We start from the raw sequence: 23,524 nt of genomic DNA on the forward strand, positions 1-23,524 counted from the left end.
GCTCGGAACGCTCTCACCGCTATTTTCTATCCCGCTCTTCGAGTTCCGCTCGCAGTTCCCGAACCTCGTCTTTGAGTTCATCGACGTCCCGTTTCGACCGCCGATGCGCCAAGAACAGTCCGCCGAAGATTGTCAACGGCAGTCCGAACATCATGAGCGCGACGATGAACATGACGACCAACTCCATTCCGCCGGGAATGGGACCGAACAGGGGAATCATACTGCTCGGTTGACAACCGACCGGCAAAAGTCTCGTGGTCACACGCTCACCATGAGCGGTCCCATCAACACCCCCATCAGATGCACGCGCCGACAGCCCAATCGCGGCGGGAGCACTCCGAGAACGGCGCTGCAAACGAACAACCCGACGCCGAGGAACCCCGCAAACAGAAACGAGGTCGCGACCAACAGGCAGAGGACTCCCACGGAAAGCCGCCGGTAGTCCATTCGACCCACCGTTTCGAGATAGGTGTCCCCGAGGAGCAGTACGAGAACGAACCCGACGAGTCCGGCGATGCCCGCGCTGACGAGGAGCATCGGAAGGTCGAGCGGTGCGTTCGTCTCCCGAAGCGCGACCATCACGCCGGTCCGCGGAGTGCCGAGGGAGACGAGGGCGAAGAGCGCGAAAATCGTGTTGGCGGTGTTGACGCCGCTACTCGCAACGATGAAGCCCCGTGCCTCGGTTCGGGACGAGCGCGAGCGCGAGAACCGCCGCAATCGCGCTCGAAACACCGGGGAGATACCCGACGATGGCTCCGGCGAACGCACCCGCGAGCGCGGTGATTAGTATCATGGTTCGCGACAGTGTGAGCGTCGTCCCCGCCTGTTCCGGGACACCGGTACCACCCATCGCATCCACGAGAACGGGTGCGCCGAACAGCCCCGCGAACAGCGGTGTGAGAACGCTTCCGACGCCGAGCGGTGCGCTCGGCGACAGTGGCAGTGCGAGGATGCCGAGGACTGCACTCGCGGAAAACGCCACGACACCGCCGACTTTCGCCCTCGTCGTCGGTTCCGTGAGCACCAGAAACGCCGTCGTACAGAGGAGGACCAGCGGGAGACGATTCCGAAGGATGGGGTATGCACCCGTCATGACCGTCGTTACAGGGAGGGCGAGCGGAACCGCGATGGCGACTGCCAGCCCGCTTCCTAACGCCGAGAGCCGAATCGCTTCCCGTCCTCGTCCCTCGATGACGAGTCGGTGGCCGGGAAGTGCACTCGCCGCCATTACAGGGTCGGGAACCCCGAGCGCGAGCGCCGGAACCACGTCGAGGAAGGAGTGGACGACACCCGCGGCGAGGATGGCCGCGCCGACGAGTTTCGGCGGCCCGGCTATCGACGTCGCCATCGACGCCAGCAACAGCGCGAGGTTGTTGACGTGAACGCCCGGTGTCAACCCGCTTATCGTCCCGATTCCGACGCCACCGAGGACGAAAGCCAACGTCGTTCCCGTCGCGGCCGAGTCGAACAGCAACCGCGTTCCGAACACCTCCATCGGGGGGGAGTGGTTCCGTTTTCGTATTTAAACGTTGGCAGTCGCTACCCGGATAGCGCACGAAAAAAATTTCGAGTTGGGAGTGCCGCGTTTAACCGAAGAGCTCGCCGAGGCCCTCGCCACCGGCGTCCTCGTCCTCGTCGTCCTCTTCTTCTTCTTCCTCTGCGGCTTCCTCTTCTTCGGCTTCGTCAGCGCCTTCGTCGTCGCCACCGGCGGGTGCCGGGGAGGCACCACCAGCGGGGACGGCGGCGGCCTGTTCGACGGCCTCCTCGATGTCCACGTCTTCGAGTGCGGCGACGAGCGCCTTGACGCGGGATTCTTCGACATCGACGCCTGCAGCGTCGAGGACGTCCGTGAGGTTTTCTTCGTTGATCTCTTCGCCCGATTCGTTCAGGATGAGTGCAGCGTAAACGTATTCCATTGTTAGTTATCCGAACATAGCGCCGAGGCCTGCTCCTGCGTCTTCGTCGTCATCGTCGTCGTCATCGTCATCGTCTTCAGGCTCGGCTTCAGTTGCTTCTTCGTCAGTCGATTCTTCTTCCTCGGCCGCGTCGCCCGTCGTCGGGGCTTCGACACCGCGAAGCTCCTCAGGCAGCGCGTCCTCGTCGTCGATTTGTGCGGCAAGTGCGCGCAGTTGTGCGTCCGCCTTGCTCACGAGGTCCGGCACGACGTCCGGGCTCTCGATGGCGGCCTGCAGACCGAGGCTCTTGGCCTCGCCGGTCGCCTTCGAGATGAGCAGCGGTGCGGTCTGCTCGGTCGGGTACACCGCGTTGACGGAGAGGTTGCGGGCAAAGGCCGCAGCCGTCTCGATGTCCGCGCGGTACTCGTCCACGTCGATGGCGAGTTCATCCGACTCGAACATGACGCCGTCGGAATAGACGGCGCGCAGGTCGAGACCGACCTCCTTCGGCTCCATGCCGAGTTCGGAGAGAACGTTCGCGAGTTCCACCGAAACCTCGTCACCTTCCTCCGCGACGAGGCTGTCCTCGGTCACGTGGATGGAGCCGTCCATGATCCGTGCGGATGCACCGGCCTGCTGGAGTTCGCCGACGAACGGTCCGGGGTCGACACCCGTGTCACCCTCGGGGATGAGGATGTCGTTCGGGGAGATTTCGCCAGCCGAGATGGGTGCCGGACTCTTCGATTCTTCCAGTTCCTTGTACAGTCCGAACGGGTTGTCGTTCGTGCCGATGAGGCCGATTTGGCCGAAGACGTACTCGTCTAGGTCTTCGAAGCCATCGCCGACCGAATCGAGCGCGCGCTTCACCAGCGTGTTACGGCTGACGCGGAGTTCCGCGCTTCCGTGAAGGCCGCGACGCATGTTCTGGAGCTGTCTGCTCGGAATGCCGGTGATGTTGACGACGCCGACACTGTTGTAGTTCTCGACGAAATCCGTCAGCTCATCGACTTCCTCACGCTTCCACTCCGGAATGGTCTCTGTCTTGCGTTCGGCTTCTGCGGACATTCTAGGCTACCTCCACCGACGGACCCATCGTCGTTTTCACGTAGATAGTATCGACGTTGAGCGGTCCTTTCTCCAAGTTGGAGTGCAGACGTCGAACGATAACGTCGATGTTCTCGGAGATGTCCTCGGCGGACATGTCTTCCGCGCCGACGAGCGTGTGGAACGTTCGTCGGTCGCCGCTCCGAAGCTGGACGGTGTTTTTCATCCGGTTGACGGTTTCGACGACGTCGTCGTCGGGTTGCAACGGCGTCGGCATCTTACCGCGCGGACCGAGGACGGTACCGAGGTAGCGACCGATGTTCTGCATCATCGACGCCTCGGCAATGAAGAAGTCCGTGTCGTCCGCGAGGTCTTTTGCCGCGTCGTTGTCGTCGCCAAGGTCCTCCAAGTCGTCGCCCGAGAGAACGTCGTCCGCGACGTCCTCGGCACGAAGGGCGGTTTCACCCTCCGCGAAAACGACGATTTTGGTGTCTTGGCCGGTTCCGGACGGGAGTACGATACTCTCGTCTACACGATTCGACGGATCGTTTAAATCGAGGTCGCGCAGGTTGATTGCGAGGTCCACCGTTTCGCGGAAATTCCGCTCGGGGGAGTCCTCGAGTGCGCGAGAGACTGCTTGCTCTATCTCATTATTTGCCATCGTTCACCTCCGTAGTACGCAGGAATGCTCCTACGGGTCAGTGAAACAGGCCATGCCTGTCTCACCCGAATTTGACGCATGCGGAACTTAAACCCGTCGAACCATTTCGGTCCGGACGGCCGTCAGAGCCGTCACTGGTATGCGGTTTGGGGTCGCATCACAGGCACGAACGATGACGACGATGACGCCGTTCACTGGTATCGTAGCAGTTGCGCTCGCCCTCGTTCACCTGAGTGCGGGACGGGTTCGAGCGTTTCGGGTGGTTCCGCGCAGCATGTGGCTTTCGGCCGCCGGTGGCGCGTCGGTGGCCTACGTCTTCGTTCACATCCTCCCCGAACTCCGCGGTGGGACGATACTCGAATCGGTTCCCCTCTTCGCCGGATTCCTCGAACGCCACGTCTTCCTCGTCGCGCTCACCGGATTCGCCCTGTTCTACGGGTTGGAGCGCTTCGCACAGGAATCCGGCCGCGACACAGACGTCCGTCCGGAGGTGAACACGACCGTCTTCTGGATTCACATCGGAGCGTTCACCGCGTACAACGCGCTCATCGGCTACCTCCTCGTCCATCGGGAACAACCGGGTCTCGCGGGGTTGGTGCTGTACGCCGTCGCCATGGGATTGCACTTCATCGTCAACGATTACGGCTTCCGAGCGCATCACCGGGAGATATACGACCGCATCGGACGCTGGGTGCTGGCCGTCGCCGTCGTGGCCGGATGGGGTATCGGCATCAACACGCACGTCGACGAAGCCGTCGTGAACACGCTCTTCGCGTTTCTCGCGGGCGGCGTCATTCTGAACGTCATCAAAGAGGAGTTACCGGAGGAACGCCAGAGCCGTTTCTGGTCGTTCGCTATCGGTGCCGGTGGCTACTCGGCGATACTGTTGTTGGTATAGTGGAAGAAGAATCGAGTTACGCGGAGAGAGCGTCGTCGTACTCGCCGTCGTCGACCTTGACTTTGAACTCGCGTGCGTCGTCACCCTCGATGGTGACACCGAGCGAGGCACACGTGCCGACGACTTCCTTCGCCGCGTTCTTCGTGTCGTAGGCGAGGAGGTCGGGTTTCTTCTGCTCCGCGATTTTCTTCACTTGGTCGATGGAGAGGTCGGCGACGAAGTCCTTCTGGGGTTCGCCGCTGCCCGTCTCGAATCCGGCCTCGTCCTTGATGAGCGCCGCCGTCGGCGGGACACCGATTTCGAGGCTGAAACTGCCGTCGTCCTCGACGAAGACGGTGACGGGGACTTCCGTCCCGTCGAACGCTGCCGTCTGCTCGTTGATTTCGTTGACGACTTCCTGTACGTTGACCGCGGTCGGGCCGAGTTCCGGGCCGAGTGGTGGGCCGGGATTGGCCTGTCCGCCGGGGACGAGTACTTCGATCGTATCTACCATACGTAACCGAAATCTCGCCGGAGTTTTAAGGATTTTCTTTTGCGGCGTCGTCGAACGGTGGATTCCGGCGTCGAGAGTGCCAACTGTTCACTCGCGAATGAGCCACCCAAAACGAAAACTGATTCGACACGACTACGGTAGACTCACGCCGTGTCGTCCCAAGAACTGACTCGCGTTCTTGATCTCGACGGGACTTCCGATGAGTCGGAATCGCTCGTCGTCCATCCGGACGATGGTCAGCATGAACTTGCATTCGAGTTCGCTACGAATCCCGCTAAGAGCGCTTCGATGGAGGACTATCTGTGTGCTATCTCGGAGATGAGCGGGATTCGGCATTTGCCTACGTGTGGGTTCGCGGGGCGCAACCTATTAACGTGTCGAAATGCGCGACAGAATCTCACTGACGAGAAAGAACAAGTTTTTCGGCGGTCACGGCCGACGTGTTGCTAATGGGACTGGAGGAGGAAATCGAAGCACTCCGCGAGGAAATATCGGACACGCCGTACAACAAGTCCACCGAGAGCCACATCGGTCGGCTGAAGGCGAAACTCGCGGAGAAAAAGGAGAAGCTACAGAACCAGTCCTCCGCCGGTGGCGGAGAGGGCTACGCCGTCGAGAAGACGGGCGACGCGACGGTCGCGTTCGTCGGGTTTCCGAGCGTCGGTAAATCGACCCTACTGAACTCGCTCACCGCCGCGGAGAGCGAAGTCGGGGAGTACGAGTTCACGACGTTGAACGTGAATCCGGGGATGTTGCAGTACAACGGCGCGAATATCCAACTCCTCGACGTTCCCGGCCTCATCGAGGGTGCCGCCCACGGGCGAGGTGGCGGACAGGAGGTCCTGTCCGTCGTCCGCGCCGCGGACCTCGCCGTCTTCGTCCTCTCGGTCTTCGAAATCGACCAGTACGAGCGGCTTCGGGAGGAACTGTACGAGAACAAGATTCGACTCGACTCCCAACCGCCGAGCATCTCCATTGCGAAGAAAGGTCGGGGCGGAATCAGGGTGACGTCCAGTGCGGACCAGGACATCTCCGAGAACGTCATCAAGGAAGTCCTCCGCGAGCGCGGGTACGTGAACGCGAACGTCACCCTCCGCGAGAAGGTGGACATCGACCGTCTCATCGACGGTATCATGGACAACCGGGTCTACATCCCCTCGATGGTCACGGTGAACAAGGTGGACCTCATCGAACACGACTACGCGGAAACCGTCCGCGAACAACTGCGTGACCACGGCGTCGACCCCGACGAGGCCGTGTTCATCAGCGCGGAGAAGGAGAAGGGACTCGACGTGCTGAAGGAGAAGATTTGGGACGAACTCGGCCTGATGCGGATTTACATGGACAAGCCGGGGCGCGGCGTCGATTACGATGAACCGCTCGTCCTTCCGAAGGGAAGCACCATCGAGGACGCCTGTCGCTACCTCGGCGGCGAGATGCAACAGCGGTTCCGGTTCGCCCGCGTCAGCGGACCGAGCGCGAAACACGACGAACAGCAGGTCGGCGTGGGACACGAACTCGCGGACGAAGACGTACTCCGACTCATCCTTCGAAAGTGAGCCGCTCCGTTCCGCCCACACTGCTCGCTCCGGAATGGCGTCGTCGACTCGTCCTCCTCGCGCTGTTTTTCCTCCCGTGGACGGTTCTCGTCGCGTCCGGCGGCACGACGCTCGTCTTTCCGTGGGGGCTGTTGAATCCGACGACCCACCACGTCACGACGCTGCCCGACTACCTGTTCGTCCTCACATCCGGCCTCCCGCAGCAACTCCTCGCGTGGCCGTTGAGCGTGTGTCTGTACCTCCTCGCCGTCCTGAGTTCGTTCGCCGGACGGTTCGAAGACCGACGAGTGACCGGTTGGTTGCTCGTGTTCGCGGGAATCACGCACGTGAGTTTTTCGCTCCGGTTCGTTCATCGGACCGGTTACGTCGTCCCGTTCGGGCCGGTCTGTCTCTGGTCGTGTGCGTGGTGGTTCCACCGGTCCGACCTCGGAAAAATTATAGAGTAGTTCGCACGCGTGCATGCGTGAAACGCGCAAGATGACAGATTCAGTATCGAAGTTCCGCGAGCGGTACCCTTTTCGCTTCGGAGCGGGTGGTGTCGGACGTATGAGCGGGACTTTCGACCACGTGATGATGCGTGTAGAGGACTTGGACGAATCGCTCGACTGGTACGAAACACACCTCGATTACGAGGAGAAGGGCCGCTGGGAGGCGGACACATTCACGAACGTCTTTCTCGGCCCGGTGGACGTCCACGACGACGGTGCCGTCCTCGAACTCACGTACAACCACGACGACCGGTCGTACGAGACGGGCGACGCGTGGGGCCACATCGCGGTGCGCGTCCCGGAAGACGAACTCGAATCGTCGTACCAGCAACTGATGGACGAGGGCGTCGAGGACTACCGCGACCCGGAGTCCTGTGGCGGCCGGTACGCCTTCGTCAAGGACCCCGACGGACACGAGATCGAGATCGTAAAGCGCGACTACGGCGAGAAGTGGAGCATCGACCACACGATGATTCGTGTGGAAGACGCCGACGAAGCGCTCGGCTTCTGGACGCGGAAGTTCGAGTACGAACACACCGGTCGTTGGGAATCGGATTCGTTCGCGAACTACTTCATGAAGCCCGAAGGCGCCGCACAAGAGACGATGGCGGTCGAACTCACGTACAACTACGACGGCCGGTCCTACGAGATGGGAGACGCGTGGGGTCACCTCGCAGTGCGTTCGGATGACCTCCACGAGACGTGGGAGTCCCTGATGGAGCGCGAGGCGGACGACTACCGCGACCCAGAATCGTGCGACGACAGGTACGCGTTTACGAAGGACCAGGACGGCCACGAAATCGAGATAGTCGAGCAAGAGTAGGCCGTTTACCGACGATTACTGTTTCTCGTAAACTCCTGTTCTTGAGGAGAAATGACCTTGTTATCTGAAAATATAATTTGTGTTTCAATCACTGTTAGATTTCATGAACGTGCGGACTCTCCCGATTCCCCTCGATGCGGTCCGTTCTGCATACTTAAAGACTGGAATGTTGAATCGTTCCATTAATGGGGTCTTGTTTTCGTTCGGTTACAGCCGAAGCGCCAGCAACAGTCTATTCTCTTACCATTCATCGAAACCCCATTAAGGCCGCTATTGTCCGAATTCTGGACTATGAGTGGTTGTGGTTCGATTTTATACCACAAAGCATTTATAACAAGGGACTAACGTTCTTCCTGTACCCCTACCCATGGTGGCAAACGGAGTACCACTTCCTCCCGAGTCGGTTCGGGTCGGACGGAATGTCTACACGGTCGTGGGAAAGAAAATGTCGCCATACGAGAAACAACCAACGAGAAAGCATGACAGAAAATAATAACAAGATTCGCAGCATCGCGCTGACCGCGATGCTCGTGCTGTCGGTCTTCGCCGGCACCATGGCGTTCGCAGGATCGGCCGCCGCAGCGTCGCCGGACACCACCATTTCGTCTGGCACCGTTGTCTACCAAGGCCAGGTCGGGAACGTGTCTGCGAACAGTAGTAGTACAGTCACCCTCAGCAAGGGTAAAGATGGAAACGACGGGTTCGTAGACAGCTACAGTACGGGAAGCGGTTCCTTCAACATCAGCACGGACGAGCTCTCCCCCGGCTTCTACAACCTCAGTGGAGCGAGCACGGACTTCAGCTTCCAAGTCGTCGAGCAGACGTTCTCGGTCGAGGCTGACTCGACCTCCGTCAAGAACGCTGGCGACGACAGCAAGCTCACGTTCTCCATCGCGGACTCGAACCGCGAGAACTTCAACGTCTCCGTCACCTCGGACGAAATCGACGAAGACTGGTCCAAGAGCTACACGAACCTTTACGAAGAGGGCGACGGCACGCACGAATTCGTAGTTGACTTCGGTGCCATCAGCGACCTCGAGCCGGGTACCTACAACCTCACCGTCAGCGTCGACGACACGACCGCATCCCAGACCTTCGAAATCACGGTCGAAGATGCTGGTGACGTCTCGGCTCAGTTCCAGGACAGCGTCTACAGCGTCCCGCGCGGTGACATCGTCCCGATTACGGTGTCCCTCGAGAACACGAAGAACGCTCACGTCGTCATCGGTGACAAGGAAAAGGACAACTTCGAGATCAACGCAACCGTCACCGACGGTGACGACGACGGTCTCGTCACGCTCTACCTGAACACCTACCGCACGACGAACGCCACGGCCAACAACGTCCTGTACGTTTCGTCCTCGAGCGACGACTCCGCGACGGCGCACTGGAACAGCTCTGAACTCAGCTCGCCACTCGCAGTCACCTCCGGTGACTACGCGTACGAGATGACGGTCAACACGACGTCGTCCAACCCCGACGACGTTTCGTCGCTCTCGGTCAACGACCGTTCCACGGACGGTATCAACTCGTGGGTCGCACCCGAAAACGCCGACCTCGGCGACGTCTCGGAACTGACTGACGCAGTCACCCAGCGCAACAGCGTTGCAAAGGGCGACCAGCTCGTCTTCCAAGTCGACGCCACCGGTATCTACGGCGCTCTCGAGAACGAATCGAACATGGCGGAGAACGTCAGCGACGTTCCCGGCCTCTCGTTCGAAGTCACGGAGAAGAACCCCGAACCGAACAGTGTCGCGGACTCGTTCAACACCACCCAGAGCGGCGTCTCGCTGCTCTCGGACGGTGCAAACGAAACGTTCTACGTCATCGTTGACACGAAGGACGTCGACGCTGCCATCAGCAACGACGACCTCTACGGCGAGTGGACGGCCAAGTTCACGGTCGACGACGACTACCGCGTCGCACCCGACAACAGCCAGTCCGTCTCGACGACTGTTTCGGTCAACGAACCGACGCTCGAGCTGAACGAGGGCAACGACATCAGTGCCGCGCCATCGGACAACCAGTCCATCGCAGGCACGACCAACCTCGCGCCCGGCACCACGGTGACGATCCAGTCCCGTGCATCGGGTGTCTTCTTCATGGACCAGGACGTCACGGTCAACCAGGACGGCACGTTCTCGGGCATGTTCGACTTCAGCGGCTACGACAACGGAACCGAATTCAGCGTGAAAGCGATGGTGAACGGTCACACCGATTCGGTCAGCGGCACGCTGAACCAGAACTCCGACGAGCCGACCACGACCACGACGACCACGACGACGACCACGACGACGACCACGACGACTACGTCGTCCTCTGAAGAGACGACCACGTCATCCTCGGAAGAGACCACGACGTCCTCGTCCAAGACGACCACCTCGTCCTCGGAAGAGACCACGACGAACGATGAGGGTCAGCCCGGATTCGGCGTCGCTATCTCCGTCGTTGCACTCCTCGCGGCCGCGCTCCTCGCGCTCCGCCGAGAGAACTAAATCGGACACCGAGTCTGATTTCGACTGACGAAAACTACTTCATTTTTCGAGCACTCGACCCGTGAGCGGTGGCGCTATCGAACGCGTCGAAATTGAGGAAAAAGAGCCGTTCTATGCGACGTCGAGCAAGTCGCTCGGTGCGTCCGCGAGCGATTCCAACGCGTCCGCTTCGATGTGATGGAGGTCACCCGGAACGACGAGGAGGTGCAACGGGTCGCCGAAATCGCCGGTTGCGAGGTCCGAGAGTCGGTCGGCGTGAACCTGCGGGTCGGGGCTTCCCGCACGCGCGACGACGACGGCGAGTACGTCATCGTAGCCGTCGGCGAGCAGTTCCGCCGCGTGACTTGCCGTCATGTATTCGTCCTCCTGGGTTTCGTCTCCCGCTCTCGGGTTCCAGCCGACTTTGATGTCCAGGTAGACGAGCGTGTGCAGGCCCCGTTCGCGGTTGTCGTCCAGCACGTCGATCACGCTCGCCGGGAGGCCGTCCGCGCCGTGTGCGTACTCGAACGGCAGCGTGGTGGCTTTTCCGAAGCGATAGTTTTGTAGGCCGGTGAGGCCGCTGGCCGCGGATTCGGCGGTCGGCGCGTGAATCACGCGGGTGTCGATGCCGCGGTCCTCGGCGCGGAGTCTGAGGTCGACGTGCGTGGTGGAAATCATCGTGTCGCCGGCGGTGAGGAAGGCGGCGTGACCCGACTCGGCGGCGGCGAGGATGTCCTCGGGGTCCTGTTCGACGCCGGCGCGGTCTCGAACCTCGATGTCTATGTCGTGGAACGCTTCGAGGTCGGTCACGTCGGCACCGATGAGTTTGCTGGTGTAGAATTCGGCGAAGACGCCGTCGGCGTCCTCGACTGCTTCGCGGCCCTCGACGGTTATCGAACGCTCGTCGTACAGGCCGAGTCCGATGAAAGTGAGCATGCAGGGTGTTGGAATGAGGGACGTTTAAGCGGTGCGACCCGAAGCGTCAGCGTTAACGCCCGCTTCCGGCAACCATGACGTATGGAAGTACCGTGCGTGCGCGTCGAACGGAAACGGGGGGAGGAGGCGCGCCGTGAACTCGCGGAGGCAGATTTGATAGTGGACGAGGTGGAAATCGTCGTGGAAGACGGGTTGCTTTACATCCCAGTCACCGACCGCGATGCGGTTCCGGAGAAGTTCGAGGTCGTCAGTCACGACCTTCCCACGCGGACGACACAGCAGATGCCCGCCGACATCCTCGGCTTCGAACCGAGCTACGAGCGATTAGGCGAGATCGTCCTCATCGACGAGGAGGACTCCGAACGGGCGAACGAAATCGCGGCGGCGATGGTCTCCTCCGCGCTCCCGGTCGAGACGGTCCTCAACCGTGCATCGAAGGTGAAAGGCGAAACCCGCGTGCGTGACTGGGACGTGCTGGCCGGGAACGGCACCGAAACCGTCCACCGCGAGTACGGCAGTGAGTTCCTGTTGGACGTCGCGCGGGTGTACTTCTCCCCCCGACTCGCCACGGAGCGCCACCGCGTCGCCGAGCAGGTCGAACCGGACGAACGCGCTTTCGACATGTTCGCGGGCGTGGGGCCGTTCGTGGTTCCGTTCGCGAAGCGCGACGCGACGGTCGTCGGCGCGGACGTGAACGACGTCGCCATCGACTACCTCCGCGAGAATGCCCGTCGAAACGGCGTGGAAGACCGCGTGACGGCGATTTGCGGCGACGTTCGTGAGACGGCGGCGGAGTACGAAAACTGGGCTGACCGCCTCGTCATGAACCTCCCGCACAGCGCGAACGAGTTCCTCGACACGGCGGTTCGCCTCGCCGGTGACGATTGCGTCGTTCACTACTACGACATTCAGCACGAGGACGACCCGTTCGGGCCGGGCGAGGAGGCGATTCGCGCAGTGGCAGAGCCGGAGTACGACGTCTCGGTCGAGACGCGTCGATCGGTGCGGTCGTACGCGCCACACGAACTCAACGTCTGTCTGGACGTGCGATTGACGCGGTAGCGGGATGAATTAACGCCATACGGCGCGGGCGTTTCGCAACCCTTATGCACACCGTGGTGTCTACGTTGTAATGCAGTTGGAAGCCCTGTACTGCGCCGGTGTAGCTCAGACTGGCTAGAGCGATTCCTTCGTAAGGAATAGGCCGAGGGTTCAAATCCCTCCACCGGCTTACTTTTCGACGAACTACTTCGTGAGTGGCGGACTCGTTTTGGAGGAACTGAACAACGGTATGGACTCTACTTTCACCCCACTTCCAACTCACAGAACGACAAGTTCCAACTCTCCTCGTCGGCCAGTCGTCGTCCGTTGACCGTCCACTCCTCGCCCGACCCACCGACTGGACGGGCCGAGAACCAGTAGGCGGAGGTCAACCGCGAGAGCGGGAACCGGTCGGTCGGGAGAAATCCGTGCTCCGACAGTACGGTTCGGGGCAGCGTGGTCCCCGCCGCGACGATGACATCGGCGTCGCGGTACTCCGAGAGGACGTGTCCGAGGAGCGCGGTGAGAGCTCGGTCTCGCGGCGTTCCTCCGGAAACCGGGAGCACGTCAGAGATGTGAACGATGGTTTGGTCCGTCCCCTGTTGTTCGCCGACGACGATGGCGACCGGGGCGTCCTCCCCGCGATAGACGTAGGTCGTGTACTCGTAGCGGGGGTTTCGGAAGCGCCACGCGAAGAACTCCTCGTCGCGGACGGCATGGGCGAGCGCGGTTCGTTGCGTGGCGGCGATATCGGCGAGCATAGCCGGATGGTGGTCGTCGTAGCGGTCGATGACGTCGTCCGATGTGGACGAAACCAACCGGTCGCGGGCGGCGAGGTAGCCTCGAATCGCGGGGAGCGCGGCGCTCGCAACCGGTGAATTGGTCAGAGACTTGGGGTTCTGCACGCGGTAGTGTTCGGTGAAGTCCGTGAGAACGCCGTCTCGGAGGGCGAGTTTGTCGGCCAACTTCTCCAATCCCGATTTCACGGCTTCGTTCGGAAACCCGACGACGATGGATGGCTCTCGCGGGCCGTAGTGGTCGTAGACGTGTTTCGCCATCCGGGTGAACAACCCCTGTCGGCGGTGGTCCGGGTGAACCATCGGGTCCACCTGTACCAGCGCGAGTTCCCGCGTTCCGCCGACCGAGAGGGGAATCGGAAGGCTCGGTCGGGCACCGACGATGTCGCCGTTCCGCTCCGCGACGCAAATCGGGACGTGTGACAGATACGGGTTGTCCCGGAACTTCCAGTCGAACCATTCGCCGCGGCCTCGGCGGTCACCGAACACCGTCTCGTACAGCGCCAACACCTCCGAGCGGTCACCCGACTCGTACTGCCGGACGACGTACGACCCGTCGGTTCCAGTCTCGGTTGTTGCCATCTCGTCGACCATCGAGGAATGGACGACCACGGCCGACGTAAATCGAGCCGGTCGTTCAGGTATGTAGGTTCCCGCTTCGGCAACGAACGGGGGATACGGGGTTCCTGCTTTGACGGAAGAGGTAGCGTAAGTCGCCCCGCAATTGGCTCCTCGAATGAACGATACTCCGCGCTTTTCACGTGGTGTACCGGGTGTGTTCGCATGAAGGCCGACGCGTTTTCAGTCGCGGCCCGAACGGGGAACGTCGCGCGACTGTACGACGAAACCGCGGAGCGCCACCCGGAAAAGCTCGCGCTCGAAACGGACGGTGAACGGTACACGCACGCCGAACTTCGGGACCGTTCCGCGCGCTTTGCGGGTGGATTGCGCGCTCGTGGGTTTCGTCCCGGCGACCGAATCGCGCTCTTTCTCCCCAACTGCCCGGGGTTCGTCGTCGCGGCCCTCGGCGCGCTAAAGGCGGGGATGCCGTTCGTCCCGATGAATCCCCAATATCGAACGCGGGAAGTCGCGTACCGATTGGAGGACAGCGATGCGAAGGCTATCGTGGTGGACGAATCGCTCCGCGAGACTGCCTCCGACGCGATACGGCGAATCGATACCGACCCGCTCGTCATCGGGCGGCGAGCGACGGGGAACGGAGGGGATGAGAGCGAGGACATCCCCTTCGAGAAGGTGGACGACGACCCGTTCGTCGCCGAACGAACGGACGAGGACGTGGCGATGCAACCGTACACCAGCGGCACGACGGGGAGGCCGAAGGGGGTCCTACTGACCCATCGAAACCTTCGGGCGCAGTCGTTCATGGGCTTCGAGCGGACGGCCCTCGACGCCGACGAGGAGCGGTTTCTGTCGGTGCTGCCGCTGTCGCACATCGCGGGGTTCGTCAACCGGACGTGGCAACCCCTCGTGAGAGGTGCCAGCGTGTTCCTCCGCGATTCCGAGTCGTGGGACCCCGAGGATGCGATGGCGACCATCGAGGCGGAGCGAATCACGAAGTTCGGTGCCGTCGCCGCGATGTACGTCGATATCGTCCAACACGAGTCCTTCGGCGAGTACGACCTGTCTAGTTTGGCCGAGTCGATGGAGGGCGGTGCGACGATGCCGACGCCGGTACAGGAGGCGTTCGAGGACGGTGTCGGCGTAGAACTGTTCGAAGCGTACGGATTGACCGAGACGGGCGGCGGCACTCACGCCGGAATCAACGCGACGTTCGGGCCGCGTCCGGGAACCATCGGCCAGCCGTTTCGCGCGACGGACTGCCTGATAGTCGATACGGATGATGAGGAGGTTCCGCCGGGCGAGGCAGGTGAACTGCTCGTGCGGGGGCCACACGTCATGGCCGAGTATCACGAGCGCCCGGAGGCGACCGAGAAAGCGTTCACCGACGGCGGCTACTTCAAAACCGGCGATATCGTGCGCCGTGACAAGGACAACTACTACGAGGTACTCGGGCGGAAATCGGACCGCATCGTCACCGCGGGCTACAACGTCTATCCGCAGGAGGTGGAGGAGGTACTCTACGACCATCCCGGCGTGTCCGAGGTGGCCGTGGTCGGGAAACCGGACGACCGCCGCGTCGAAACCGTCGTGGCGTACGTGGTTCCGACGACAGGTGTGACGCCGGACGCGGACCGACTGCGCGAACACTGTCTGGAGACGATGGCCGCGTACAAACATCCGCGCGAAATCGAGTTCGTCGGGACGCTCCCGCGGACGACGAGCGGGAAAGTACAGCGGTTCGAACTCGGTGGACAGGCGGACGATTGAGTTCCGCGACGCCCTACCGGAAGACGGAGTGGGACGATGAACCGTCGTCGGTCAAGCGGGGTGAACGAGGGGTCGGTGACGACCCACCGGCGACAGTGAGTGCACTCCGACTTGCAGGTATCCGCTGCTTTTCGGGTAGGGCGGCCCTATACTCGGAGAACGACCTCGCTACGCCAGCACGATTTTCGCTCGTTCGAAATCGAACGCTAAAACGCTTAAAAGCCCACTACAAGGCGTTTTGACTGTTCTTTCAAACGTTTTGGCGTGTCAATGAACGACCGTGTACTCGACAGAACCGTCGCAACTATCTACGCTGTTTTTTCGGCTTGGCGACGGAGGAGGGAGTACCATGAGAGTCACACCACGGAGACTCCTCGCAACCATGTCGATAGTCGCCCTCCTCCTCAGTGCAAGCGCGGGCGTCGCACTCGCTGATGGTCAGGCTACCGACAGCACCGTCACGAAAGTAGGTGGACAGGACATCACCATCAGCGACGCCACGATAACCGTCGCGGACACGACCCTGTCCGGGCCGGGATTCCCGAACCTCGACGTCGACCAGCAACAGTACACGCTCGAGTGCTCCACGATGTCCATCGACGGCCTCCACGTCACCTTCGACGGGAAGACCTACGAAATCGGCCACGTGAACGTGACGCTGAAGAACATCGGTCTGACGCTCGAAAACGTTCACGTCTCGGACAGCGACCAAGCGTAAATCCGACCACTACGAACCCTTTTTATCCGGTCGCGTTGCCGTTCGCCGTCGCGTTGTCGTTCCGCGTCGAATTCTCGAGCCACTGGCGATACTCGTCCTTCGGGAGGACGCGGACCGTCGTTCGCATGCGGGCGTGACCGGTCCCACAGAACTCGGCGCAGTAGCCTCGGTACGTTCCGGGTTCGAAGACGCGGGTGTGAATCACCGTCGTTCGACTGGGAAACACGTCCTGTTTGACCCCGAGTTGCGGGACGAACAGGGAATGAATCACGTCCGCCGAGGTCATCCGAACGTAGACCTCGGTGTGTGCCGGAAGGACGAGTTCGTCGTGCGTCGTGACGTTCGTTCCCGGATAGCTGAACTGCCATCCCCACTGGTAGGCGAGGCCGCGGACCGTCACGGTGTCGTTCCCGTTTGCGGCGTCGGCGAGACCCACCCTCGCACCGCCGTTCGCCCCCGCGCCGCCCGACGGTTGGGTCGGCGTGATGTACGGACTCGTCAGCACGGTGAACGCGGCGACGCCGACGAACAGCAGGATGATGGCGGTCGCGATGGTCCACGTGATTTCGAGCGGCGGGTCTTCCGCCGTGGGCAACGGGTCGTCGTTGTTCCGAAACCTGAAGACGGCGTAAACCAGAATGATTTCGACGAAGAGCGTCAGCGGCAGCGCCACGTAGGCGAGTTGAAAGTTGAGTGAGTCGATGAGGCGTTTGTTGACCGACTGTGCGGCCGCTGGTTCGATGGCGGCGATTCCGGCGACGACGAACAGGCACACCAGCGTCCCCCACCGAGATGCCCCCCTGCGACGAACTCGCATCGTTCCCGAGTCAACAGACGCGTGCATATAGCTATCGTGCGTTCGATGAACTGTACGGTATGTGTCAGAAATGACGAATGCGCCCTGCGCCTTTATCGTGTTCGCCATTGACACGAGTGAGTATGCACGAGGGGAGGGGGACGAGCGAACGCTACGGGGAGTGGCTCTCACGATGAATCGGGCGCTGGTCGAGTTCACCGCGCTTTTCTTCGTCGTCGCCGGTTGTTGGCTGCTCGCGCGACGGTCACACCGACAGGCCGCGGAACCGGACGGCGGCTATCCGGCGCGGCGCGAGTTCGATTTCGACCTCGGTTCGGTGTGGCGGGCCATCACCCACTGGACGACGACGACGAACCACCGCGAAATCGGGACGCTGTACATCATCTTCGGCACGTTCGCGGCACTTTGGGGCGGCATCGAAGCCATGATGATGCGGACGGAACTGTTGACGCCCAACGCGAGCATCTGGTCCACCGAGACGTACAACGCGCTGTTCACCTCACACGGTCTCACGATGCTGTTTTTCTTCGTCACGCCGGTGTTCTTCGGCATCGCCAACTACTTTCTCCCGCTGCTCATCGGCGCGGACGACATGGCGTTCCCGCGCCTGAACGCCATCGGGTTCTGGCTCCTGCCGCCCGCGCTGCTTCTCGTTCGCGGCGGCCTTCCCGCACAGGTCGTCGGCCAGTTCCTCCGCCTGTTCGGCGTCCACGGGAACCTCTTCGATTTCTTCTGGACGCTCCGCGACCCGGAACTCGGGTGGACGCTGTACACGCCGCTTTCCACCCAGAGTACGAACCCGCAGGTCGATTTCCTGCTCCTCGGCCTGCACCTGTCCGGCATCGCCACCACCCTCGGAGCCATCAACTTCATCGTCACCATCTTCTACGAACGCGCCGACGACATCGGGTTCGACTCCCTCGACATCTTCGTCTGGAACATCCTCGTGACGAGCGGGATAATCATCTTCGCCTTCCCGCTGCTCGGCAGCGCCGCCATCATGCTCCTGTTCGACCGGGTGTTGGGAACCACGTTCTACGCGCCACAGGGCGGCGGGCCGCTCCTCTGGCAACACCTGTTCTGGTTCTTCGGCCACCCCGAAGTGTACATCATCTTCCTCCCGGCGGCGGGCCTGATGAGCTTCATCCTCCCGAAGTTCGCGGGCCGAAAACTGTTCGGGTTCAAGTTCATCGTCTACTCCACGATGGGAATCGGCGTCCTCTCGTTCGGCGTCTGGGCCCATCACATGTTCACGACGGGCATCGACCCGCGCCTTCGCGCGAGTTTCATGGCCGTCTCCATCGCCATCGCGGTGCCGAGCGCCATCAAGACGTTCAACTGGATAACGACGATTTGGTCGGGGCGGGTTCGGCTCACGGCACCGATGGTGCTCTGTATCAGCAGCATCGGCACCTTCGTCGTCGGCGGCGTGACGGGCGTCTTCCTCGCCGCCATCCCCGTCGATATCGTCTTCCACGGCACCTACTACGTCGTCGGCCACTTCCACATGATTCTCATGGGAATCATCCCGTTCATGATGGTCGCCGCGAGCTACTTCTGGTATCCCATCCTGACAGGGCGGATGTACGACCGACAACTCGCGCTGTTTCAGTCCCTGTTGCTCGTCGTCGGGTCCGTCGTCACATTTGGGACGCTCATCGTCATGGGCCTTTTGAGCCTCCCGCGACGCTACGCCGTCTATCCTCCCGAGTTCGCGCCGTTTCAGCGGATTGCCACAATCGGGGCGTATCTCATCGGCATCTCGGTGCTGTTGTGGCTCTACAACATGCTCTGGTCCTACTGGAACGGCAGGCCGGTCCAAACCGCCGACGTGTGGGGCCTGAAACGCACCCACCAGTTCACCCGCGAGTGGCAGTGGTTCGAACGCCGATTGGAGACAAAATACGGCATCGAACCGACGGAACCCGAGACGACGCGGCCCTCCTCGACGAACGTTCCCGGCGAAGGGAGTCCGAACATTCTGGTCGGCGTCGAACCGCTGGTCAACACGCTCCCGCGTATCGCCGGCGCAGCGGCCATCGGCGGGTTCGTCGGGACCATGCTCATGTCGGGCGTGTTGTTCACCGCGACGATTCTCGGCGTCTTCGACCTCTCCTCGTTTTCCGACCTCGCGGGATTCGTCGGCGAGCAGAGCGTCGTGGTCGGCTACCTCCTCTTCCTCGTCGGCGGGATGACGACGTGGGCGCTCCTGTTCGCCGTCTTTGCCGAGTACCTTCCGGGCGGTCCGCGCATCATCACCGGGTTGGCGTTCGCCACCATCATCTCCGCCGGGTTCGGACTGGCCTTCTACACCGGCCAGACCGGGCTTCACCTCCTCGCCTACGGCGTGTTCGTCCTCATCGCCCACTGGTTCTACGGCTTCGGACTGTCCGCCACGTTCGAGTACCTCGCCGAACGCTGGGGGGTAGCCTGATGAGCGACGGCGAGCGCCACGTGGAACCCATCGACGACGAGAGTCCGCTCTCCGAGACGTTGTTGACCTACGGCGCGCCGTTCTTCGGAACGCTTCTCGTCGCCGTCGGCATCGCCGGGGGGACGCTTGGAGGCTACGCAGTCGTCCAATCCCAGTTGAACCTCTGTGGGAGTCCGTCCATCGTCGTCTACTCGCCCGGCGCGACGGAACAATTGACGGCGGCGACGCAAACCGACCCGCTCCGACGGTTCGGAATCGAGGAGCTTTCGCCCGCTGAACGTCGGGCGTTCGAGGACGCGCTCGAAAATCCGCGGGACATCGGCGAGGTTCGCGGCCAATTCGTCCATCGGCAAGCGTTCGAGCGGGGCGTTCTGGTCACGTCCGGCGGGACGACCCGGTACGTGACCATCTCCTCCGCGAACCCGTGTCTCGCCGTGGACCCGCTCCTGTTCCCGCTCGGCGTGGTGTCCATCCTCCTCGGCGCGCTCGGGATTCTCACGCCGCCGCTGTACCGAAAGCTCCTCGAACGAGAGGAGCGAGCACGCGGGACCGACCAGTGATTTTCGGTCAGTTTCGGTCGGTGGTACGTGTATATCGTGGTCCCCGACGTTCGTTCACTGGGGGAGAACCATGACACAGGAATCGACCGGCCACGTTTCCCGAGTGACGCATTTCGCGCTGATAGTCGGAAATCAGGAAGAAGCCCTCGACTTCTACACCGAGACGCTCGGCTTCGAGAAGAAGGAGGACAGCGAGATGGGCGAGGACAGATGGCTCACCGTCGCGCCCGCGGGACGCGAGGGGGTCCACATCATCCTCCGGTCGCCGGAGTGGTTCGACGGACGGGACGCCGACCGATACGAACGCGTGGTCGGCCACAATCCGATGATCGGCTTGGAGGTGGACGACTGTCACGCGACCTACGAGGAGCTACGCGCTCGCGGCGTCGAGTTCGCATCGGAACCGCAGGAACGAGAGTACGGCGTCGAAGTCATCGCGCTCGACCCGGAGGGGAACGAACTCCTCTTCGTCGAACCGGCGCGGGAGTGACTCACCCGGTCACGCTCGACCCGACGTACAGCACGACGACGAGGAATATCCAGACGGCGTCCACGAAGTGCCAGTACATCGAGACGGTGCTGACCGACGTGTCTCGCTCCGAATCGTACTGGCCGCGTAACGCCCGCCCGAGGAGGACGAACAACAGAATTACCCCGAGCGTGACGTGGAGGCCGTGCAGTCCGGTCAGGCCGAAGAACGCGCTGCCGAACAACCCCGAGGTCAGGGTGAAGCCCTCGCGGACGATGAAGTCGTAGTACTCGTAGGCCTGTCCGGCGACGAACCCGACTCCGAGGACGACGGTGACGCCGAGGAGCGCGAGGAAGCGGTTTCGCTTCCCCTTTCGAAGCGCGATGTGCGAGAAGTGGAGCGTGAAACTGCTCAGGACGAGAATCGTCGTGTTGACGAGGAGGAGCGAGGTCAGCACGTCGGGAAGTTCCGTCGGCGGCCACGTTCCGGCGCGAACGAAGAAGTAGTAGGTGAACACCGCGCCGAACGTTCCGAGGTCGGTCAACAGGAACGACACCATCGTCGCCTCGTAGGAGTACTTCTTCTCCTTGCTCGTTCCCCGTTGCCAGTAGTTCCGTAGGTACGCTTGGTCGAGCCACCCCGCTAGTCCGACGACGAGGATGACGAATCCGACGATTGCGAGGGCAACACCGGCGATTTGCGGGAACACGTCCGAAACGGAACCGAGTATGGCGAGCGCGATGCCGAGGTACAGGGCACCCGCACCTGCCGCGCCGACGATGGGCCATCGACTCCGCTCGTGATGCGCGGATTCGTCGTCGTTCGCGGACGCATCGGACGCCACTGTGTCGGCCATAGCCGATAGAGACACGCCGCCGACCGGCAAAAAATCGACGGCGATTTTACAGCAGGTGTGCGCCGTCGAAGGAGACGTTCGTTCGGTTCGGAAGGGCGTCCTCGACGCCGACGGCGAAGACGGTTTCTCCGAGCATCGCCATGCTCGCCGCGCCGCCCGCCGCCTCCACGTCGGCCACGGTGTCCCGAACTCGTTCCGTCGGCAGTTCGATTGCCAGTGCGAACGACCACGCGTCCCGCGTGAGGCGTTCCAAGGACGGTTCGTGGGGAAGCGCGTTGAGCGTCTTTCCCCCGACGCGTCCGATTCGCGCCATCAGGTCGGCGTCGCCTAACGTCTCGCTGGTCGCCATTCCGCCGAACGAAACGTACTCGATGGCGTCGGTCGGTTCCCAGCGTCGGCGGCCCGACCCCTTGTTCATCAACGCGCCGCCCGCCGTCTGGATGAACACGTCGCCCAGTCCGGTTCCGGCGTTCACCTCGGCGACGTGCGACGCCTGCACGAGGTCCTCCCGCGACAGTCCGAGGTCGAACTCCTCGTTCGCCGCCAGCGCGGTGGCGAGCGTGGCCGCCCCGCTCGCGCCGAACCCACACCCGATGGGAACTTCGGGTTCGAGGTCCACGCGTGCAGTGAGTCCCAACCCGTCGAGAACGCCGCTAACGGGTTCGAACTGCGTCTTCGCGCCGTCGAGTCGTATCTCGGTTTCGTCCGCGGGTCGTACCGCCGCGACGACGCCGTCCTCGATGGCCATGCTCGCGCCTCTCGATTCGTCGGCGGACTCGGCCGGTGCGAACACCGCCGTCACGCTTCCGGGAGCGAACGCTCTCATATCCCTATCGAGGTGAAAACGGCCCTTCAATCTCCCGCCTACGGACGGTCGTGTTCGAACGTTCTTCCTCAGCGACCGAATTAGACTGCGTATAAAACGGGGGACGACGCTCACATCGCGCCGTCGTCGAATTCGAGCGTCACGTCGAGGAGGTCGGAGAGAACGTCGGGGAACGACACGACTTCCACCCGTTCTTCCTCCTCGTGAAGACGGACGATTCCGGCGTCGATGAGCCGTGGAATGTCCGTGTGGTGGAGTTCCGTGTAGATGTAGACGTGTTCCTGTCCCGAAAGGGGTTCGCCCCGTTCCGCGTCCATCCACCCCGCAACGTTGTCCGCGAGGCGGGTGACGGTGGTCTCTTCGTGTCGTCGGAGATGGTACAACGCGTACCGTCGGCGAGGTTCCGAGAGTATCTGCAACAGTACTCGTAACGAGTTATCGTCGCCGTCCATTTCTTCGCCTACCGACGCATGCGTTTTCAGCGGGCCGTAATAAAATACGTGGAACGGCTTCGTCGGGCAAAGTTATAATCCCCGCTTGGGATGGTAGGGTATGGTCGACTTCCTGCCCTCCACCGTCGATTCCGTCGCGGACGAGGACCGCGACCCGCGAGTCGTCGGCGTCGACAGCGACGAGGCGGACGCGCTGGTCGCGGCGCTCTCCTCACAGACAGGACGCGACATCCTCGCCGAACTGTACGAAGAGCCGGCGACGCCCGCGACCATCGCGGACCGCGTCGAGACGTCGCTCCAGAACGTCCAGTACCACCTCGGAAAGTTGGAAGAAGGGAACCTCGTGGAAGTCGCGGACACGGCCTACTCCAGCAAAGGTCGAGAGATGAAGATGTACGCGCCGACGGCGGAACCGCTCGTCCTCTTCGCCGGAAACGAATCGGACACTGTCGGACTGAAATCCGCCCTCTCGAACCTGTTCGGCGGCCTCGGAATCCTCGGACTGGCGAGCCTCGTCGTGCAGCGACTCGCCACGAACAAGCCGGTCATCGGCCCCATATTCCCGGATTTCGGTGGGGCCTCCAACAACGGGGACAAGGCGGCGACGACGGCCGCGCCGGATGCCGGTGCTGGCTCCGGCAACGCCGGGAACGCGGCGACAACGACCCACGCGGCGGGTGGGGACGGGGGAACGACCCACGAAGCGGCCCGGACGACCGCGGAAGCCGCGACGACGACGGCACACGACGTGTCGACGACGGCGATGCACACGACCACGACGACGACGCGAGCCATCGCCGAAAGCGCGTCGGGTGCCGGAATCCCGCCCGGTGTGCTCTTTTTCGCGGGCGGCGCGCTGATTCTAGTCCTCGCCGTCCTCGTCTGGTATCGGCGACAGTGAACGCGCGGGCAACGCTACGGACCTGGCGTCGTA

General features: G+C 62.2%; 24 protein-coding genes, 1 tRNA gene and 1 pseudogene. 13 read left to right on the forward strand and 13 right to left on the reverse strand.

Annotated features, from left to right (window positions below):
• Positions 1 to 19: 19 nt before the first annotated feature.
• From AC1XDK_RS06375 to AC1XDK_RS06395, 5 genes and pseudogenes are all read right to left on the reverse strand, one after another.
• Positions 20 to 220, reverse strand: a complete 201-nt coding sequence (locus tag AC1XDK_RS06375) for a hypothetical protein (RefSeq protein ID WP_483348974.1) — start codon at positions 218 to 220, stop codon at positions 20 to 22.
• 38 nt (positions 221 to 258) lie between these two features.
• Positions 259 to 1,495 (reverse strand): annotated as a pseudogene (locus AC1XDK_RS06380) (tripartite tricarboxylate transporter permease).
• A 91-nt stretch (positions 1,496 to 1,586) separates the two neighbouring features.
• Entirely contained in the window at positions 1,587 to 1,916 is a 330-nt protein-coding gene (gene rpl12p, locus AC1XDK_RS06385; RefSeq protein ID WP_483348975.1) for a 50S ribosomal protein P1, read from the reverse strand.
• A gap of 6 nt (positions 1,917 to 1,922) precedes the next feature.
• On the reverse strand, positions 1,923 to 2,960 hold the full coding sequence (locus AC1XDK_RS06390) for a 50S ribosomal protein L10 (RefSeq protein WP_483348976.1): 1,038 nt from the start codon (positions 2,958 to 2,960) through the stop codon (positions 1,923 to 1,925).
• 1 nt (position 2,961) lies between these two features.
• Positions 2,962 to 3,600 carry a 50S ribosomal protein L1 gene (locus tag AC1XDK_RS06395; protein ID WP_483348977.1) on the reverse strand — a complete coding sequence of 213 codons (639 nt, stop codon included), beginning with the start codon at positions 3,598 to 3,600 and terminating at the stop codon, positions 2,962 to 2,964.
• A 172-nt stretch (positions 3,601 to 3,772) separates the two neighbouring features.
• Here AC1XDK_RS06395 and AC1XDK_RS06400 point away from each other — a divergent pair, with 172 nt between their 5' ends.
• A complete protein-coding gene (locus tag AC1XDK_RS06400) occupies positions 3,773 to 4,498 on the forward strand; it encodes a hypothetical protein (protein WP_483349844.1) in 726 nt (241 codons plus the stop codon).
• Positions 4,499 to 4,514: 16 nt separating this feature from the next.
• Here the strand turns inward: AC1XDK_RS06400 and AC1XDK_RS06405 are convergent, their stop codons facing one another.
• Both AC1XDK_RS06405 and AC1XDK_RS06410 read right to left on the reverse strand, forming a co-directional pair.
• Positions 4,515 to 4,991 carry a 50S ribosomal protein L11 gene (locus tag AC1XDK_RS06405; RefSeq protein ID WP_483348978.1) on the reverse strand — a complete coding sequence of 159 codons (477 nt, stop codon included), beginning with the start codon at positions 4,989 to 4,991 and terminating at the stop codon, positions 4,515 to 4,517.
• Positions 4,992 to 5,123: 132 nt separating this feature from the next.
• Positions 5,124 to 5,327, reverse strand: a complete 204-nt coding sequence (locus tag AC1XDK_RS06410; protein WP_483348979.1) for a VNG_1110C family protein — start codon at positions 5,325 to 5,327, stop codon at positions 5,124 to 5,126.
• A 113-nt stretch (positions 5,328 to 5,440) separates the two neighbouring features.
• Between AC1XDK_RS06410 and AC1XDK_RS06415 the strand changes: the two genes are divergently transcribed.
• The 4 genes from AC1XDK_RS06415 to AC1XDK_RS06430 all read left to right on the forward strand — a co-directional run bounded on the left by AC1XDK_RS06415 (position 5,441) and on the right by AC1XDK_RS06430 (position 10,356).
• The gene (locus AC1XDK_RS06415; RefSeq protein WP_483348980.1) at positions 5,441 to 6,550 is read left to right on the forward strand and encodes an OBG GTPase family GTP-binding protein; all 1,110 of its coding nucleotides are present in this window, start codon (positions 5,441 to 5,443) and stop codon (positions 6,548 to 6,550) included.
• Complete coding sequence (locus AC1XDK_RS06420; RefSeq protein ID WP_483348981.1) at positions 6,547 to 6,996, forward strand: TIGR04206 family protein; 450 nt, start codon at positions 6,547 to 6,549, stop codon at positions 6,994 to 6,996. The genes AC1XDK_RS06415 and AC1XDK_RS06420 overlap by 4 nt, the downstream gene beginning before the upstream one ends.
• Before the next feature lie 100 nt (positions 6,997 to 7,096).
• The gene (locus tag AC1XDK_RS06425) at positions 7,097 to 7,861 is read left to right on the forward strand and encodes a VOC family protein (protein WP_483348982.1); all 765 of its coding nucleotides are present in this window, start codon (positions 7,097 to 7,099) and stop codon (positions 7,859 to 7,861) included.
• Positions 7,862 to 8,340: 479 nt separating this feature from the next.
• Entirely contained in the window at positions 8,341 to 10,356 is a 2,016-nt protein-coding gene (locus AC1XDK_RS06430; protein WP_483348983.1) for a DUF7827 domain-containing protein, read from the forward strand.
• Positions 10,357 to 10,467: 111 nt separating this feature from the next.
• Here the strand turns inward: AC1XDK_RS06430 and dph5 are convergent, their stop codons facing one another.
• Positions 10,468 to 11,271: a diphthine synthase gene (gene dph5, locus AC1XDK_RS06435; RefSeq protein ID WP_483348984.1), complete on the reverse strand. Its 804-nt coding sequence runs from the start codon at positions 11,269 to 11,271 to the stop codon at positions 10,468 to 10,470.
• Between the two features lie 81 nt (positions 11,272 to 11,352).
• Here dph5 and AC1XDK_RS06440 point away from each other — a divergent pair, with 81 nt between their 5' ends.
• Positions 11,353 to 12,333, forward strand: coding sequence for a class I SAM-dependent methyltransferase (locus AC1XDK_RS06440; protein ID WP_483348985.1), 981 nt, complete (start codon positions 11,353 to 11,355; stop codon positions 12,331 to 12,333).
• Between the two features lie 94 nt (positions 12,334 to 12,427).
• Positions 12,428 to 12,502, forward strand: a tRNA-Thr gene (locus AC1XDK_RS06445).
• 73 nt (positions 12,503 to 12,575) lie between these two features.
• Here AC1XDK_RS06445 and AC1XDK_RS06450 read toward each other — a convergent pair.
• Positions 12,576 to 13,703, reverse strand: a complete 1,128-nt coding sequence (locus tag AC1XDK_RS06450; RefSeq protein WP_483348986.1) for a GNAT family N-acetyltransferase — start codon at positions 13,701 to 13,703, stop codon at positions 12,576 to 12,578.
• 189 nt (positions 13,704 to 13,892) lie between these two features.
• On the opposite strand from AC1XDK_RS06450, the gene AC1XDK_RS06455 reads away from it, so the two are divergent.
• Both AC1XDK_RS06455 and AC1XDK_RS06460 read left to right on the forward strand, forming a co-directional pair.
• Positions 13,893 to 15,458 carry a class I adenylate-forming enzyme family protein gene (locus AC1XDK_RS06455; RefSeq protein WP_483348987.1) on the forward strand — a complete coding sequence of 522 codons (1,566 nt, stop codon included), beginning with the start codon at positions 13,893 to 13,895 and terminating at the stop codon, positions 15,456 to 15,458.
• Positions 15,459 to 15,807: 349 nt separating this feature from the next.
• Complete coding sequence (locus tag AC1XDK_RS06460; RefSeq protein ID WP_483348988.1) at positions 15,808 to 16,176, forward strand: hypothetical protein; 369 nt, start codon at positions 15,808 to 15,810, stop codon at positions 16,174 to 16,176.
• Positions 16,177 to 16,198: 22 nt separating this feature from the next.
• On the opposite strand, the gene coxB is transcribed toward AC1XDK_RS06460, so the two are convergent.
• On the reverse strand, positions 16,199 to 16,993 hold the full coding sequence (gene coxB, locus AC1XDK_RS06465; RefSeq protein WP_483348990.1) for a cytochrome c oxidase subunit II: 795 nt from the start codon (positions 16,991 to 16,993) through the stop codon (positions 16,199 to 16,201).
• 172 nt (positions 16,994 to 17,165) lie between these two features.
• Here coxB and AC1XDK_RS06470 point away from each other — a divergent pair, with 172 nt between their 5' ends.
• The 3 genes from AC1XDK_RS06470 to AC1XDK_RS06480 all read left to right on the forward strand — a co-directional run bounded on the left by AC1XDK_RS06470 (position 17,166) and on the right by AC1XDK_RS06480 (position 20,477).
• Positions 17,166 to 19,427, forward strand: a complete 2,262-nt coding sequence (locus AC1XDK_RS06470) for a DUF6789 family protein (protein ID WP_483348991.1) — start codon at positions 17,166 to 17,168, stop codon at positions 19,425 to 19,427.
• Positions 19,427 to 19,987: a DUF7979 domain-containing protein gene (locus AC1XDK_RS06475; RefSeq protein ID WP_483348992.1), complete on the forward strand. Its 561-nt coding sequence runs from the start codon at positions 19,427 to 19,429 to the stop codon at positions 19,985 to 19,987. Before AC1XDK_RS06470 ends, AC1XDK_RS06475 begins: the two co-directional genes overlap by 1 nt.
• Before the next feature lie 70 nt (positions 19,988 to 20,057).
• Positions 20,058 to 20,477, forward strand: coding sequence for a VOC family protein (locus AC1XDK_RS06480; RefSeq protein ID WP_483348993.1), 420 nt, complete (start codon positions 20,058 to 20,060; stop codon positions 20,475 to 20,477).
• Between the two features lies 1 nt (position 20,478).
• On the opposite strand, the gene AC1XDK_RS06485 is transcribed toward AC1XDK_RS06480, so the two are convergent.
• The 3 genes from AC1XDK_RS06485 to AC1XDK_RS06495 form a co-directional block, all read right to left on the reverse strand.
• Positions 20,479 to 21,312, reverse strand: coding sequence for a cytochrome c oxidase subunit 3 (locus AC1XDK_RS06485; RefSeq protein ID WP_483348994.1), 834 nt, complete (start codon positions 21,310 to 21,312; stop codon positions 20,479 to 20,481).
• 46 nt (positions 21,313 to 21,358) lie between these two features.
• Positions 21,359 to 22,138 carry a GHMP family kinase ATP-binding protein gene (locus AC1XDK_RS06490; protein WP_483348996.1) on the reverse strand — a complete coding sequence of 260 codons (780 nt, stop codon included), beginning with the start codon at positions 22,136 to 22,138 and terminating at the stop codon, positions 21,359 to 21,361.
• Between the two features lie 110 nt (positions 22,139 to 22,248).
• On the reverse strand, positions 22,249 to 22,590 hold the full coding sequence (locus tag AC1XDK_RS06495; RefSeq protein ID WP_483348997.1) for a DUF7344 domain-containing protein: 342 nt from the start codon (positions 22,588 to 22,590) through the stop codon (positions 22,249 to 22,251).
• A 100-nt stretch (positions 22,591 to 22,690) separates the two neighbouring features.
• On the opposite strand from AC1XDK_RS06495, the gene AC1XDK_RS06500 reads away from it, so the two are divergent.
• The gene (locus tag AC1XDK_RS06500; protein ID WP_483348998.1) at positions 22,691 to 23,491 is read left to right on the forward strand and encodes an ArsR/SmtB family transcription factor; all 801 of its coding nucleotides are present in this window, start codon (positions 22,691 to 22,693) and stop codon (positions 23,489 to 23,491) included.
• Positions 23,492 to 23,524 lie beyond the last annotated feature (33 nt).

The sequence above is a fragment of the Haladaptatus sp. HS23 genome (assembly GCF_056892285.1).

Excerpts from the sequence above, each read along its gene's own strand:
- AC1XDK_RS06460 (WP_483348988.1), top strand. The coding sequence starts at position 15,808 with ATGAGAGTCACACCACGGAGACTCCTCGCAACCATGTCGATAGTCGCC.
- AC1XDK_RS06485 (WP_483348994.1), bottom strand. The coding sequence starts at position 21,312 with ATGGCCGACACAGTGGCGTCCGATGCGTCCGCGAACGACGACGAATCC.
- AC1XDK_RS06470 (WP_483348991.1), top strand. The coding sequence starts at position 17,166 with ATGAATCGGGCGCTGGTCGAGTTCACCGCGCTTTTCTTCGTCGTCGCC.
- AC1XDK_RS06480 (WP_483348993.1), top strand. The coding sequence starts at position 20,058 with ATGACACAGGAATCGACCGGCCACGTTTCCCGAGTGACGCATTTCGCG.
- dph5 (WP_483348984.1), bottom strand. The coding sequence starts at position 11,271 with ATGCTCACTTTCATCGGACTCGGCCTGTACGACGAGCGTTCGATAACC.
- AC1XDK_RS06425 (WP_483348982.1), top strand. The coding sequence starts at position 7,097 with ATGAGCGGGACTTTCGACCACGTGATGATGCGTGTAGAGGACTTGGAC.
- AC1XDK_RS06395 (WP_483348977.1), bottom strand. The coding sequence starts at position 3,600 with ATGGCAAATAATGAGATAGAGCAAGCAGTCTCTCGCGCACTCGAGGAC.
- AC1XDK_RS06430 (WP_483348983.1), top strand. The coding sequence starts at position 8,341 with ATGACAGAAAATAATAACAAGATTCGCAGCATCGCGCTGACCGCGATG.
- AC1XDK_RS06495 (WP_483348997.1), bottom strand. The coding sequence starts at position 22,590 with ATGGACGGCGACGATAACTCGTTACGAGTACTGTTGCAGATACTCTCG.
- AC1XDK_RS06405 (WP_483348978.1), bottom strand. The coding sequence starts at position 4,991 with ATGGTAGATACGATCGAAGTACTCGTCCCCGGCGGACAGGCCAATCCC.
- AC1XDK_RS06440 (WP_483348985.1), top strand. The coding sequence starts at position 11,353 with ATGGAAGTACCGTGCGTGCGCGTCGAACGGAAACGGGGGGAGGAGGCG.
- AC1XDK_RS06400 (WP_483349844.1), top strand. The coding sequence starts at position 3,773 with ATGACGACGATGACGCCGTTCACTGGTATCGTAGCAGTTGCGCTCGCC.
- AC1XDK_RS06475 (WP_483348992.1), top strand. The coding sequence starts at position 19,427 with ATGAGCGACGGCGAGCGCCACGTGGAACCCATCGACGACGAGAGTCCG.
- AC1XDK_RS06490 (WP_483348996.1), bottom strand. The coding sequence starts at position 22,138 with ATGAGAGCGTTCGCTCCCGGAAGCGTGACGGCGGTGTTCGCACCGGCC.
- AC1XDK_RS06375 (WP_483348974.1), bottom strand. The coding sequence starts at position 220 with ATGATTCCCCTGTTCGGTCCCATTCCCGGCGGAATGGAGTTGGTCGTC.
- AC1XDK_RS06410 (WP_483348979.1), bottom strand. The coding sequence starts at position 5,327 with ATGCCGAATCCCGCTCATCTCCGAGATAGCACACAGATAGTCCTCCAT.
- AC1XDK_RS06500 (WP_483348998.1), top strand. The coding sequence starts at position 22,691 with ATGGTCGACTTCCTGCCCTCCACCGTCGATTCCGTCGCGGACGAGGAC.
- rpl12p (WP_483348975.1), bottom strand. The coding sequence starts at position 1,916 with ATGGAATACGTTTACGCTGCACTCATCCTGAACGAATCGGGCGAAGAG.
- AC1XDK_RS06415 (WP_483348980.1), top strand. The coding sequence starts at position 5,441 with ATGGGACTGGAGGAGGAAATCGAAGCACTCCGCGAGGAAATATCGGAC.
- AC1XDK_RS06455 (WP_483348987.1), top strand. The coding sequence starts at position 13,893 with ATGAAGGCCGACGCGTTTTCAGTCGCGGCCCGAACGGGGAACGTCGCG.
- coxB (WP_483348990.1), bottom strand. The coding sequence starts at position 16,993 with ATGCGAGTTCGTCGCAGGGGGGCATCTCGGTGGGGGACGCTGGTGTGC.
- AC1XDK_RS06450 (WP_483348986.1), bottom strand. The coding sequence starts at position 13,703 with ATGGTCGACGAGATGGCAACAACCGAGACTGGAACCGACGGGTCGTAC.
- AC1XDK_RS06390 (WP_483348976.1), bottom strand. The coding sequence starts at position 2,960 with ATGTCCGCAGAAGCCGAACGCAAGACAGAGACCATTCCGGAGTGGAAG.